The sequence below is a fragment of the Streptomyces sp. NPDC037054 genome, from assembly GCF_055606745.1.
Genome location: NZ_JBVJSJ010000011.1, coordinates 204,626 through 217,338 on the forward strand (window position 1 = coordinate 204,626; position 12,713 = coordinate 217,338).

Annotated in this window: 12 protein-coding genes; 10 read left to right on the plus strand and 2 right to left on the minus strand. The window is 71.8% G+C overall.

What is annotated here, in order from left to right; genetic code table 11:
- Window position 1: 1 nt before the first annotated feature.
- The 8 genes from ACZ7D7_RS25410 (at window position 2) to ACZ7D7_RS25445 (ending at window position 7,298) form a co-directional block, all read left to right on the plus strand.
- Window positions 2-586: a PaaI family thioesterase gene (locus tag ACZ7D7_RS25410; RefSeq protein ID WP_470827191.1), complete on the plus strand. Its 585-nt coding sequence runs from the start codon at window positions 2-4 to the stop codon at window positions 584-586.
- Complete coding sequence (gene dut, locus ACZ7D7_RS25415) at window positions 583-1,134, plus strand: dUTP diphosphatase (RefSeq protein ID WP_470827192.1); 552 nt, start codon at window positions 583-585, stop codon at window positions 1,132-1,134. The genes ACZ7D7_RS25410 and dut overlap by 4 nt, the downstream gene beginning before the upstream one ends.
- Before the next feature lies 1 nt (window position 1,135).
- Entirely contained in the window at window positions 1,136-1,900 is a 765-nt protein-coding gene (locus tag ACZ7D7_RS25420; protein ID WP_470827193.1) for a DUF3710 domain-containing protein, read from the plus strand.
- 129 nt (window positions 1,901-2,029) lie between these two features.
- Entirely contained in the window at window positions 2,030-2,722 is a 693-nt protein-coding gene (locus tag ACZ7D7_RS25425; RefSeq protein WP_470827194.1) for an ABC transporter ATP-binding protein, read from the plus strand.
- Window positions 2,723-2,846: 124 nt separating this feature from the next.
- On the plus strand, window positions 2,847-5,399 hold the full coding sequence (locus tag ACZ7D7_RS25430) for an ATP-binding protein (protein WP_470827195.1): 2,553 nt from the start codon (window positions 2,847-2,849) through the stop codon (window positions 5,397-5,399).
- Window positions 5,396-6,076 (plus strand): response regulator, encoded by a 681-nt coding sequence (locus tag ACZ7D7_RS25435; RefSeq protein ID WP_470827196.1) that lies wholly within the window; start codon window positions 5,396-5,398, stop codon window positions 6,074-6,076. Before ACZ7D7_RS25430 ends, ACZ7D7_RS25435 begins: the two co-directional genes overlap by 4 nt.
- A 73-nt stretch (window positions 6,077-6,149) precedes the next feature.
- On the plus strand, window positions 6,150-6,548 hold the full coding sequence (locus ACZ7D7_RS25440; RefSeq protein ID WP_279549530.1) for an OB-fold nucleic acid binding domain-containing protein: 399 nt from the start codon (window positions 6,150-6,152) through the stop codon (window positions 6,546-6,548).
- A gap of 3 nt (window positions 6,549-6,551) precedes the next feature.
- A complete protein-coding gene (locus ACZ7D7_RS25445; protein ID WP_470827197.1) occupies window positions 6,552-7,298 on the plus strand; it encodes a DUF3159 domain-containing protein in 747 nt (248 codons plus the stop codon).
- Between the two features lie 135 nt (window positions 7,299-7,433).
- Here the strand turns inward: ACZ7D7_RS25445 and ACZ7D7_RS25450 are convergent, their stop codons facing one another.
- Window positions 7,434-8,108, minus strand: coding sequence for a potassium channel family protein (locus ACZ7D7_RS25450; RefSeq protein ID WP_470827198.1), 675 nt, complete (start codon window positions 8,106-8,108; stop codon window positions 7,434-7,436).
- Window positions 8,108-8,779 (minus strand): potassium channel family protein, encoded by a 672-nt coding sequence (locus ACZ7D7_RS25455; protein ID WP_470827200.1) that lies wholly within the window; start codon window positions 8,777-8,779, stop codon window positions 8,108-8,110. Before ACZ7D7_RS25455 ends, ACZ7D7_RS25450 begins: the two co-directional genes overlap by 1 nt.
- Before the next feature lie 400 nt (window positions 8,780-9,179).
- Here ACZ7D7_RS25455 and ACZ7D7_RS25460 point away from each other — a divergent pair, with 400 nt between their 5' ends.
- Both ACZ7D7_RS25460 and ACZ7D7_RS25465 read left to right on the plus strand, forming a co-directional pair.
- A complete protein-coding gene (locus ACZ7D7_RS25460) occupies window positions 9,180-11,228 on the plus strand; it encodes an APC family permease (protein WP_470827201.1) in 2,049 nt (682 codons plus the stop codon).
- A 147-nt stretch (window positions 11,229-11,375) separates the two neighbouring features.
- On the plus strand, window positions 11,376-12,704 hold the full coding sequence (locus ACZ7D7_RS25465) for a class I SAM-dependent RNA methyltransferase (RefSeq protein ID WP_470827202.1): 1,329 nt from the start codon (window positions 11,376-11,378) through the stop codon (window positions 12,702-12,704).
- The last annotated feature ends 9 nt before the right edge of the window (window positions 12,705-12,713 follow it).

Genomic DNA, 12,713 nt, shown 5'->3' on the forward strand with positions numbered 1-12,713 from the left:
TGTGAGTGGTACTTCCCAAGCCCTGCTACCCCCCGCCGACGCGGCGCGTCCCGTGCGGCACCCCGACGCGCCCGCCCCCGGCGAACTCCTCGGCGCCCACTACGGCCAGTGCTTCGGCTGCGGCGGCGAGCAGCCCCACGGACTGCACCTGCAGGCCCGGGCCGGCGAAGGCGTGTCCGTCACCGCCGAGTTCACCGTGCAGCCCGCCCACCAGGGTGCCCCCGGCCTCGCGCACGGCGGCGTGCTCGCCACCGCCCTCGACGAGACCCTCGGCTCCCTGAACTGGCTGCTGCGCACCATCGCGGTGACCGGCCGCCTGGAGACCGACTTCGCGCGGCCCGTGCCGGTCGGCACCACGCTGCACCTGACGGCCGAGGCGACCGCCGTGGCCGGGCGGAAGATCTACTCGACGGCCACCGGCCGGATCGGCGGCCCCGACGGGCCCGTCGCCGTCCGCGCCGACGCCCTGTTCATCGAGGTCAAGGTCGACCACTTCATCGACAACGGCCGCGAGGAAGAGATCAAGGCCGCCATGAGCGACCCCGACCAGATCCGCAGGACCCGCGCCTTCGAGGTGAACCCGTGAGCCGCTCCCCGGTCGACGTGCCGCTGCGCCGGATCGACCCCGACGTGCCGCTCCCTTCGTACGCGCACCCCGGTGACGCCGGAGCCGATCTGCGGACCACCGAGGCGTGCGAACTCGCTCCGGGCGAGCGGGCCGTGCTGCCGACGGGGGTGTCCGTGGCCCTGCCCGAGGGGTACGCGGCCTTCGTGCACCCGCGGTCCGGCCTCGCCGCCCGCTGCGGTGTCGCCCTCGTGAATGCCCCGGGGACGGTTGATGCCGGGTACCGTGGGGAGATCAAGGTGATCGTGGTGAATCTCGACCCGCGCGAGAGCGTGCGGTTCGAGCGCTTCGACCGGATTGCCCAACTGGTCGTCCAGCAGGTCGAGAGGGTCCGCTTTCAGGAGGTCGCGGAACTTCCCGGCTCGGCACGGGCCGAGGGGGGCTTCGGGTCCACCGGAGGCCACGCCTCGGTGGGCGACGAGAGCGGCACAAACGGTCAGGCCGCCGTGGGCGGCCAGGCGGGTGGGAATCGATACGCTTCGGTCGTATCCGACCGGGAAGGACAGTGACGTGTTCGGACGTCGCAAGAAGAGGGATGCCGCCGAGGGCGCGGCCGGCGAGGCCGAGCAGGTCGTCGACAGCGTCGACACCGAGGCGGACGAAGAGACCGTGCGCGAGCGCGTGCGGCTCGAGCCGGAGCCCCGGCCCGACGGGCCCTGGGACATCTCCGAGGTCCGTGAGCCGGCCGAGGGCCGGGTGGACCTGGGCGGCCTGTTCGTGCCCGGCGTCGACGGCATGGAGCTGCGGGTCGAGGTGGCCGGCGACGCCATCGTCGCGGCGACCGTCGTGCTCCGCGACAGCGCGGTCCAGCTGCAGGCCTTCGCCGCTCCCAAGCGGGAGGGCATCTGGGGCGAGGTCCGCGAGGAGATCGCCGGCGGCATCACGCAGCAGGGCGGCATCGTCGACGAGGTCGAGGGCCCGCTGGGCTGGGAGCTGCGCGCCCAGGTGCCCGTACAGCTGCCGGACGGCACCGGCGGCTTCCAGGTCGTGCGGTTCGTCGGCGTCGACGGCCCGCGCTGGTTCCTGCGCGGTGTGATCTCCGGCCAGGGCGCGGTGCAGCCGCAGGCCGCCGGGCTGCTCGAGCAGATCTTCCGGGACACGGTCGTGGTCCGCGGCGACGGCCCGATGGCCCCCCGCGACCCGATCGTCCTCAAGCTGCCCAACGACGCCCAGATGGTCCCCGAGACCGTCCAGCAGGACCAGCAGGAGGGCTCCCGCTTCTCCGGCGGCATGGGCCAGCTCCAGCGCGGCCCCGAGATCACCGAGGTCCGCTAGCACCTACGGCAGTCACGGCACGAGGGCCGCGCCCCCACGGGGACGCGGCCCTCGCGCCGTGCCGGTCCGACCCGTTGATCGCCGGGGCGTCCGGCGCCGATACTGGAGCCCGGTTCAGGGGGAGGGCACATGACCCAGGTGGTCACCGAGACCATGGTGCGCGTCACCGACGTCCACAAGTCGTACGGCACCGGCGCCGCCGCCGTGCACGCCCTGCGCGGTGTCTCCTTCGAGGTCCGGCGCGGTGAACTCGTCGCCCTCAAGGGGCGCTCCGGATCCGGCAAGACCACCCTGCTCAACATCGTCGGCGGACTCGACACCCCCGACGCGGGCACCGTCGAGGTCGACGGGCTCGACCTCGCGGCGCTCGACGAGGACGGCCTGCTGGCGCTGCGCCGGGACCGGGTCGGCTTCGTCTTCCAGTCCTTCGGGCTCATCCCCATCCTCACGGCCGCCGAGAACGTCGGCGTCCCCCTGCGGCTGCGGCGCGCGGACCCGCGCGCACGGGACGAGCGCGTCGACCTGCTGCTGTCCCTGGTCGGGCTCGCCGACCACGCGGCGCAGCGGCCCGGCGAGCTGTCCGGCGGCCAGCAGCAGCGCGTCGCCATCGCCCGCGCCCTCGCCAACAACCCGGCCCTGCTGATCGCCGACGAGCCGACCGGCCAGCTGGACGCCGAGACCGGGCACGCCGTGATGGAACTGCTGCGCGCCGTCGTCCGCAGCGAGAACGTCACCGCCGTCGTCGCCACCCACGACGCGACCCTGCTCGACCTCGCCGACCGGGTCCTGGAACTGCGCGACGGGGAGATCGTCGAGCACTGAGCGCGCCGGACGGGCGTCAGAGTCGCGTCAAAGACCCCCGCACGCCGCATCCCGGTCCTTTTCGCCGGGATCGACGGCCGTAGGGTCGACTCCGCGCAGGACGTGAGCGGAAGACAATGGGGCGATGGGACGCGGCAAGCTACGGATCTACCTCGGTGCGGCACCGGGCGTGGGCAAGACCTACGCGATGCTGGCCGAGGCACAGCGCCGCGTCGAACGGGGCACCGACTGCGTCGTCGCGTACGTGGAACCCCACGACCGGCCGCGCACGCAGGGCCTGCTGCACGGGCTCGAGAAGGTGCCGTGCCGCACGCTGGAGCACCGCGGCGCCCTCTTCACCGAGATGGACGTCGACGCCGTGCTGGCGCGCGGGCCGCAGGTCGCGCTGGTGGACGAACTCGCCCACACCAACGTGCCCGGCTCCCGCAACACCAAGCGGTGGCAGGACGTCATGGAACTGCTCGCGGCCGGCATCGACGTCGTGTCCACGGTCAACATCCAGCACCTGGAGTCGCTCGGCGACGTCGTGGAGTCCATCACCGGCGTCCGGCAGCAGGAGACGGTGCCCGACGAGGTGGTGCGGCGCGCCGACCAGATCGAACTCGTCGACATGTCGCCCCAGGCCCTGCGCCGCCGCATGGCGCACGGCAACATCTACCGCCCGGACCGCATCGACGCCGCCCTGTCCAACTACTTCCGGCCCGGCAACCTCACCGCGCTGCGCGAGCTGGCGCTGCTGTGGGTCGCGGACCGCGTGGACGAGTACCTCCAGCAGTACCGCGGCGAACACAACATCCGCTCCACCTGGCAGGCCCGGGAACGCATCGTCGTCGGCCTGACCGGCGGCCCCGAGGGCCGCACCCTGATCCGGCGCGCGGCCCGGCTGGCCGAGAAGGGCGCGGGCGGCGAGGTCATGGCCGTCTACATCGCCCGCAGCGACGGCCTGACCTCCGCCTCCCCGAAGGAACTCGCCGTGCAGCGCACCCTCGTGGAGGACCTGGGCGGCACCTTCCACCACGTCGTCGGCGACGACATACCCGCCGCGCTGCTCGACTTCGCGCGCGGGGTCAACGCCACCCAGATCGTGCTCGGCTCCTCGCGCCGCAAGAGCTGGCAGTACGTCTTCGGGCCCGGCGTCGGCGCGACCGTCGCCCGCGAGTCCGGCCCCGACCTCGACGTGCACATCGTCACGCACGGCGAGATCGCCAAGGGCCGCGGACTGCCGGAGGCCCGGGGCGCCCGGCTCGGCCGGGCCCGCATCGTGTCGGGCTGGCTGGTCGGTCTGCTCGGCCCGGTCGTCCTCACGGCGCTGCTCAGCAGCGTCCACCTGGGGCTCACCAACGACATGCTGCTCTACCTGGCGCTCACCGTGGCCGCCGCGCTGCTCGGCGGACTGCTGCCCGCGCTGGTGTGCGCCGCCTTCGGCTCACTCCTGCTGAACTGGTACTTCACCCCGCCGCTGCACCGCATCGTGATCGCCGACCCGGCGAACGTGGTCGCCCTCGTGACCTTCGTCGGCGTCGGCGTCTCCGTCGCCTCCGTCGTGGACCTGGCCGCCCGCCGCACCCACCAGGCCGCCCGGCTGCGCGCCGAGTCGGAGATCCTGTCGTACCTCGCCGGGAACGTGCTGCGCGGCGAGACCGGCCTGGAGGAACTGCTGGAGCGGGTCCGCGAGACCTTCGGCATGGACTCGGCGGCCCTGCTGGAGCGCGCGAGCGACGTGGACCCGTGGACCTGCGCCGGCCGCGTCGGCCCCGCCGACGCCGTGGAGCGGCCCGAGGACGCCGACGTGGACGTGCCCGTCGGCGACCACATGGCGCTGGCGCTGACGGGCCGGGTGCTGCCCGCCGAGGACCGCCGGGTGCTGGCCGCGTTCGCCGCCCAGGCCGCCGTCGTCCTCGACCGCCAGCGCCTCCAGAAGGAGGCCGACCAGGCCAAGGAGCTGGCCGAGGGCAACCGCATCCGCACCGCCCTGCTCGCCGCCGTCAGCCACGACCTGCGCACCCCGCTGGCGGGCATCAAGGCGTCGGTCAGCTCCCTGCGCTCGGAGGACGTCGACTGGTCCGAGGAAGACCGGGCCGAACTGCTCGCCGGCATCGAGGAGGGCGCCGACCGCCTCGACCACCTGGTCGGCAACCTCCTCGACATGTCCCGGCTCCAGACCGGCACGGTCACACCGCTGATCCGGGAGATCGACCTGGACGAGGTCGTGCCGATGGCGCTGGGCGGCGTCCCCGAGGGCAGCGTCGAACTCGACGTCCACGAGACCCTGCCCATGGTCGCCGTGGACCCCGGGCTGCTGGAGCGGTCGGTCGCCAACCTGGTGGAGAACGCCGTCAAGTACAGCCCGCCCGGCAGCACCGTGCTGGTCACCGCCAGCGCCATCGCCGACCGGGTCGAGGTGCGCGTCGTGGACCGGGGGCCCGGCGTGCCCGACGAGGCGAAGGACCGCATCTTCGAGCCCTTCCAGCGCTACGGCGACGCCCCGCGCGGTGCCGGAGTGGGCCTCGGGCTCGCGGTGGCGCGCGGCTTCGCCGAGGCCATCGGCGGCACCCTCAACGCCGAGGACACCCCCGGCGGCGGCCTCACCATGGTCCTCACCCTCCGCGCGGCGGAGCCGCACAGTGAGCCGGCGCGCGCCGCCGGACCCGTACGAACCGAAAGGCGGGCTTCATGACCCGGGTGCTCGTGATCGACGACGAGCCGCAGATCGTGCGCGCCCTCGTGATCAACCTGAAGGCACGCAAGTACGACGTCGACGCGGCCCACGACGGCGCCGGTGCCCTCCAGCTCGCCGCCGCCCGCCACCCCGACGTGGTGATCCTGGACCTCGGCCTGCCCGACATGGACGGCGTCGAGGTGATCAAGGGACTGCGCGGCTGGACGCGGGTGCCGATCCTGGTGCTGTCCGCCCGGCACTCCAGCGACGAGAAGGTGGAGGCGCTGGACGCTGGCGCCGACGACTACGTCACCAAGCCCTTCGGCATGGACGAGCTGCTGGCCCGGCTGCGCGCCGCCGTACGCCGTGCCGAGCCCGTCGGCGGCGAGGACGGCGTGCTCGTCGAGACCGAGGGGTTCACCGTCGACCTGGCCGCCAAGAAGGTGCACCGGGACGGGCGGGACGTACGGCTCACGCCCACGGAGTGGCATCTGCTGGAGGTGCTGGTGCGCAACACCGGGCGCCTGGTCAGCCAGAAGCAGCTGCTCCAGGAGGTGTGGGGGCCGTCGTACGGGACGGAGACGAACTACCTGCGGGTCTACATGGCGCAGCTGCGCCGCAAGCTGGAGGCGGACCCCTCGCACCCGCGGCACTTCATCACCGAACCGGGCATGGGCTACCGCTTCGAGAAGTGAGCCGCGTCTCGTCCCGCCCGGGGGTCCCACCGGGGGGTACGTAAGCCCCGGGGCACCCCGGTACGCTTCAGATATGAGTGCTGTTCCTCGATCCGAAAAGCCGACGGGCCGGTTCCGGCGGCTGCTCGACCGGCTCTCCTCGTCGCAGGAGGACCTGGAGTCCGAGGAGCTGCGGGAGGACGCCGAGACGGCCGGCTGCACGCGCATCGGCGACTGCAAGGACCGCCAGATCGTCACGGTTACTGGTACCTTGCGCACGGTCACCCTGCGGCCGCGTGCCGGCGTCCCGGCCCTGGAGGCCGAGCTGTTCGACGGCTCCGCCGCCCTGGACGTGGTGTGGCTCGGCAGGCGCTCCATCGTGGGGATAGAACCGGGGCGCAAGCTGATCGCATCGGGCCGGATCTCGATGAGCCGGGGCCGCCGGGTGCTGTTCAACCCCAAGTACGAACTCAGACCCCTCGGACGGGAGTAGCCGGTGACGTCGCTCGACAAGCCGACCGAAGACACATCCGCCAAGGACACCCGGGCGGTGACCGAGGCCGCCCTGTTCGAGGCGTTCGGCGGAGTCCGGGGCATGGTCGAGACGGTGGTGCCCGGCCTGCTCTTCGTCACCATCTACACGGTCAACAAGGACCTCCACCTGTCGGCGATCGCGGCGCTCGCCGTGTCGCTGGTGCTGGTCGTGGTCCGGCTGGCCATGAAGGACACCGTCAAGCACGCCTTCAGCGGCGTCTTCGGCGTCGCCTTCGGTGTCGTCTTCGCGATGATGACGGGCAACGCGAAGGACTTCTACCTGCCCGGCATGCTCTACACGCTGGGCCTCGGCCTCGCGTACATCGTCACCACGCTGTGCGGCGTGCCGCTGATCGGCCTGATCCTCGGCCCGGTCTTCAAGGAGAACCTCTCCTGGCGCACCCGCAACCCGGGCCGCAAGAAGGCGTACGCGAAGGCCAGTTACGCCTGGGGCGCGATCCTGCTCGCCAAGTGCGCGATCCTCTTCCCGCTGTACTGGTGGGCGGACACGACGCAGCTCGGCTGGGTGCTGGTCGCGCTGAAGATCCCGCCGTTCCTGCTCGCCGTGTGGCTGACGTGGGTCTTCCTCGCGAAGGCGCCCGCGCCCATCGACGTGTTCGCCGAGATGGAGGCGCAGGAGGAGGCCGAGAGGGCCGAGAAGGCGGCGAGGGCCGACCGCGAGGCGGAGGCCCGCTCGGTCGAGCCGTGACCGGCGGCCGGTGACCGGTGAGCACTACGGGACCGGTAACCGGTGAGAGCAGTACGGGACCGGTAACCGGTGAGCTGTACGGGAAAGGGGCGCCCCCCGGCTACGGGGCGCCCCTTCTCGTCCGTCCCGGTGGCGTCAGCCCACGTCCTCGCGGCGGACCGACAGCAGGTCCTCCAGCTGCTCCTCACGGGCCTGCGCGGCCACGAAGAGCAGCTCGTCGCCCGCCTCCAGGGAGTCCTCCCGGGTCGGCGTGAGCACCCGCGTGCCACGGATGATCGTGACCAGCGACGTGTCCTCCGGCCAGTCGACGTCCCCGACCTGCGTGCCGGCCAGGGCCGACTCCTCCGGCAGCGTCAGCTCCACGAGGTTCGCGTCGCCGTGGCTGAAGCGCAGCAGCCGGACCAGGTCGCCGACGCTCACCGCCTCCTCGACCAGGGCCGACATCAGACGCGGCGTGGAGACGGCGACGTCCACGCCCCAGGCCTCGTTGAACAGCCACTCGTTCTTCGGGTTGTTCACCCGGGCGACGACGCGCGGAACGCCGTACTCCGTCTTGGCGAGCAGGGAGACGACGAGGTTCACCTTGTCGTCGCCCGTCGCGGCGATCACGACGTTGCAGCGCTGGAGCGCCGCCTCGTCCAGGGACGTGATCTCGCAGGCGTCGGCGAGCAGCCACTCGGCCATCGGGACGCGTTCGACCGAGATGGCGGTCGGCGCCTTGTCGATCAGCAGGACCTCGTGGCCGTTCTCCAGCAGCTCGCCCGCGATCGAGCGGCCGACCGCGCCGGCTCCGGCAATGGCGACCCTCATCAGTGACCGGCCTCCTCTTCGGGCCCCTTGGCGAACGCCGCCTCGACCTTGTCGACCTCGTCGGTGCGCATCATCACGTGCACCAGGTCCCCCTCCTGCAACACCGTCTGCGAGGAGGGCAGGATCGCCTCGCCGAGCCGGGTCAGGAACGCGACGCGCACGCCCGTCTCCTCCTGGAGACGGCTGATCTTGTGGCCCACCCAGGACGCGGAGGTGTGCACCTCGGCGAGCTGGACGCCGCCGGTCGGGTCGCGCCACAGCGGCTCGGCGCCCGACGGCAGCAGCCGGCGCAGCATCTGGTCGGCCGTCCAGCGGACGGTCGCGACGGTGGGGATGCCCAGGCGCTGGTAGACCTCGGCGCGGCGCGGGTCGTAGATGCGGGCCGCGACGTTCTCGACGCCGAACATTTCGCGGGCCACCCGGGCGGCGATGATGTTCGAGTTGTCACCGCTGGAGACGGCGGCGAAGGCGCCCGCCTCCTCGATGCCCGCCTCGCGCAGGGTGTCCTGGTCGAAGCCCACTCCGGTGACCCGCCGACCGCCGAACGAGGATCCGAGGCGTCGGAAGGCGGTGGGGTCCTGGTCCACCACGGCGACCGTGTGCCCCTGTTGCTCCAAGGTCTGGGCAAGCGCGGAACCCACTCTTCCGCAGCCCATGATGACGATGTGCACGACCGTCCTTCCGGTGTCAATAAGTACTGCTCAGCCCCATCAGGGTCTCAGACAGTCGCCCAAGCTACACACGTGCGGTCGCCCGCGGGCACCCCCGTGCACCGATGCCCCGGAGCACGCCCTCAGCGGCGGCCGATGCTGCGCACGCTGGCCAGGGTCAGGAATCCGAGGACGACGAGGGCGGCCGCGGCGCCGACGAGCTCAGCGGTCGGGTACATGGAACCTCCGGGGGCGGCAACAGCAGGGAAACGAACGGGGTTTTGTCATATAGGCATGCCGCCCCCGGGACCTGCGGAATCCGCAGCCGAGGCGCCCCCGGAATTCACCCGGAGGGCAGAGGACCGTCCGATGGGGGTGGCGGGTGGGCAGGCCCCTGTTCGAACGCTTACGATCCTCTGTTGTGTCCAAACTGACCGACGTGCCCAAACGGATTCTGATCGGGCGCGCACTGCGCAGTGATCGGCTCGGGGAAACGCTCCTGCCGAAGCGCATCGCCCTCCCGGTCTTCGCCTCCGACCCGCTGTCCTCCGTCGCGTACGCCCCCGGAGAGGTACTGCTGGTCCTGTCCATCGCGGGCGTGTCGGCCTACCACTTCAGCCCCTGGATTGCCGTCGCGGTCGTCGTGCTGATGTTCACCGTGGTCGCCTCCTACCGGCAGAACGTCCACGCCTATCCCAGCGGCGGCGGCGACTACGAGGTCGCCAACACCAACCTCGGCCCCAAGGCCGGTCTCACCGTCGCCAGCGCCCTCCTCGTCGACTACGTGCTCACCGTCGCCGTGTCGATCTCCTCCGGCATCGAGAACCTCGGCTCCGCCATCCCCTTCGTGGTCGAGCACAAGGTCGCCTGCGCGATCGGCGTGATCGTGCTGCTCACCCTGATGAACCTGCGCGGCGTGCGCGAGTCGGGCACGATCTTCGCCATCCCGACGTACGTCTTCGTGGCGGGCGTCTTCACCATGATCGCCTGGGGCGCCTTCCGCGCGACCGTGCTCGGCGACGACATGAGCGCGCCGACGGCCTCGTACGAGATCAAACCCGAGCACGAAGGGCTCGCCGGGTTCGCGCTGCTGTTCCTGCTGCTGCGCGCCTTCTCCTCCGGCTGCGCCGCCCTCACCGGCGTCGAGGCGATCTCCAACGGCGTGCCCGCCTTCCGCAAGCCGAAGTCCAAGAACGCGGGCACCACGCTCGCCCTGATGGGCCTGCTCGCCGTCACCATGTTCTGCGGCATCATCGCCCTCGCCATGGCGACCAACGTCCGCATGGCCGAGAACCCGGCCGTCGACCTGATCCGCGACGGCGTCCCCGTCGGCCCCGACTACGTCCAGCACCCGGTGATCTCCCAGGTCGCCGAGGCCGTCTTCGGCAAGGGCAGCATCCTGTTCGTCCTGCTGGCCGCCGCCACCGCGCTGGTGCTGTTCCTCGCCGCCAACACCGCCTACAACGGCTTCCCGCTGCTCGGCTCGATCCTCGCCCAGGACCGCTACCTGCCCCGCCAGCTGCACACCCGCGGCGACCGCCTCGCCTTCTCCAACGGCATCGTGCTCCTCGCCGGCGCCGCGATCCTCCTCGTGTGGATCTACGGCGCCGACTCCACGCGGCTCATCCAGCTCTACATCGTCGGCGTGTTCGTGTCCTTCACGCTCAGCCAGACCGGCATGGTCCGGCACTGGAACCGCCATCTGGCCACCGAGAAGGACCCCGCCAGGCGCCGCCGCATGATCCGCTCCCGCGCGATCAACACCTTCGGAGCCTTCTTCACCGGCCTCGTGCTCGTCGTCGTCCTCGTCACCAAGTTCACCCACGGCGCCTGGGTCGCCCTGCTCGGCATGGTGATCTTCTACGGGACGATGACGGCGATCCGTAAGCACTACGACCGCGTCGCCGAGGAGATCGCCGCCCCCGAGGGCCCCAGCGACGACATCGTCCGGCCCTCCCGTGTCCACTCCGTGGTCCTGATCTCCAAGATCCACCGGCCGACGCTGCGCGCCCTCGCCTACGCCAAGCTGATGCGCTCCGACACCCTGGAGGCACTCAGCGTCAACGTCGACCCCGCCGAGACGAAGGCGCTGCGCGCGGAGTGGGAACGGCGCGGCATCGACGTACCGCTGAAGGTCCTGGACTCGCCCTACCGCGAGATCACGCGACCGGTCATCGAGTACGTCAAGAGCCTGCGCAAGGAGTCGCCGCGCGACGCCGTGTCCGTGATCATCCCCGAGTACGTCGTCGGCCACTGGTACGAGCACCTGCTGCACAACCAGAGCGCGCTGCGGCTCAAGGGCCGGCTGCTGTTCACGCCGGGCGTCATGGTGACCTCGGTGCCCTACCAGCTCCAGTCGTCCGAGGTGGCCAAGAAGCGGGCCCGCAAGCGGCAGGACTGGAACGCGCCCGGCTCGGTGCGGCGCGGTCCGGCGCAGGAACGGACGAAGGAGTCCTCCTCCTCCACGTAAGGCGACCGAAGGAGTCCTCCTCCTCCACGTAAGAAGGACCCCTCCTCGTCCACGTAGACTGGTGGGCTGTTGTCCGTGGCCGGCCGGTGACCGGTCGGCCCGGACCGCCGTCCGTGCGCCCTTTCGATGTTGTGGAGTCACCCCGCCATGCAGGCAGAAGAGAAGAAGTCGCTGGTGGGGGAGGAGTACGAGGTCGAGATCGGCCCCGTCGCCCACGGCGGTCACTGCATCGCCCGTACGTCCGAGGGCCAGGTGCTGTTCGTCCGGCACGCGCTCCCCGGTGAGCGGGTCGTCGCCCGCGTGACCGACGGCGAGGAGGGCGCCCGCTTCCTGCGCGCCGACGCGGTGCGGGTGCTGGAGGCGTCCAAGGACCGCATCGAGGCGCCGTGCCCGTTCGCCGGCCCCGGCCGCTGCGGCGGCTGCGACTGGCAGCACGCAAAGCCGGGCGCGCAGCGCCGCCTGAAGGGCGAGGTCGTCGCCGAGCAGCTCCAGCGCCTCGCCGGGCTCACGCCCGAGGAGGCCGGCTGGGACGGCACGGTCGTGCCGGCCGAGGGCGACAAGCTGCCCGCCGGACAGGTCCCGCAGTGGCGCACGCGCGTGCAGTACGCGGTGACCGACGACGGCCGCGCGGGCCTGCGCCGGCACCGCTCGCACGAGGTCGAGCCGATCGACCACTGCATGATCGCCGCCGAGGGCGTCAGCGAGCTGGGCGTCGAGAAGCACGACTGGACGGGCATGGACACCGTCGAGGCGATCGCGGCGAGCGGTTCCCAGGACCGCCAGGTGATCCTCACCCCGAAGCCGGGCGCGCGTCTGCCGCTGGTCGAACTGGACCGCCCGGTCTCGGTGTTGCGGGTGGACGAGAACTCCGGCGGCGTGCACCGCGTCCACGGCCGCCCCTTCGTCCGCGAGCGCGCCGACGGCCGCACCTACCGCGTCGGGGCCGGCGGCTTCTGGCAGGTCCACCCGAAGGCCGCGGAGACGCTGGTCACCGCCGTCATGCAGGGACTCCTGCCGCGCAAGGGCGACATGGCGCTCGACCTGTACTGCGGCGTCGGCCTGTTCGCCGGCGCCCTCGCCGACCGCCTCGGCGAGGAGGGCGCGGTCCTCGGCATCGAGTCCGGCAAGCGCGCCGTGGAGGACGCCCGGCACAACCTCGCGGACTTCCCCCGGGTCCGCATCGAGCAGGGCAAGGTCGAGTCCGTCCTGCCCCGCACCGGCATCACCGAGGTCGACCTCGTCGTCCTCGACCCGCCCCGCGCGGGAGCGGGCCGCAAGACGGTGGCCCACCTGGCCTCCCTGGGCGCACGCCGGATCGCCTACGTGGCCTGCGACCCGGCAGCGCTGGCACGGGACATCGCGTACTTCCGGGACGGGGGATATCGGGTGCGGATGTTGCGGGTGTTCGATCTGTTTCCGATGACGCATCATGTGGAGTGCGTGGCGATCCTCGAACCGGCTGCGAAGGGCTCCTGACCTGCGGTT

Bases quoted from the DNA above. Each gene is read 5' to 3' on its own strand.
- ACZ7D7_RS25425 (WP_470827194.1), top strand. From the start codon at position 2,030: ATGACCCAGGTGGTCACCGAGACCATGGTGCGCGTCACCGACGTCCAC.
- ACZ7D7_RS25430 (WP_470827195.1), top strand. From the start codon at position 2,847: ATGGGACGCGGCAAGCTACGGATCTACCTCGGTGCGGCACCGGGCGTG.
- ACZ7D7_RS25435 (WP_470827196.1), top strand. From the start codon at position 5,396: ATGACCCGGGTGCTCGTGATCGACGACGAGCCGCAGATCGTGCGCGCC.
- ACZ7D7_RS25440 (WP_279549530.1), top strand. From the start codon at position 6,150: ATGAGTGCTGTTCCTCGATCCGAAAAGCCGACGGGCCGGTTCCGGCGG.
- ACZ7D7_RS25450 (WP_470827198.1), bottom strand. From the start codon at position 8,108: ATGAGGGTCGCCATTGCCGGAGCCGGCGCGGTCGGCCGCTCGATCGCG.
- ACZ7D7_RS25465 (WP_470827202.1), top strand. From the start codon at position 11,376: ATGCAGGCAGAAGAGAAGAAGTCGCTGGTGGGGGAGGAGTACGAGGTC.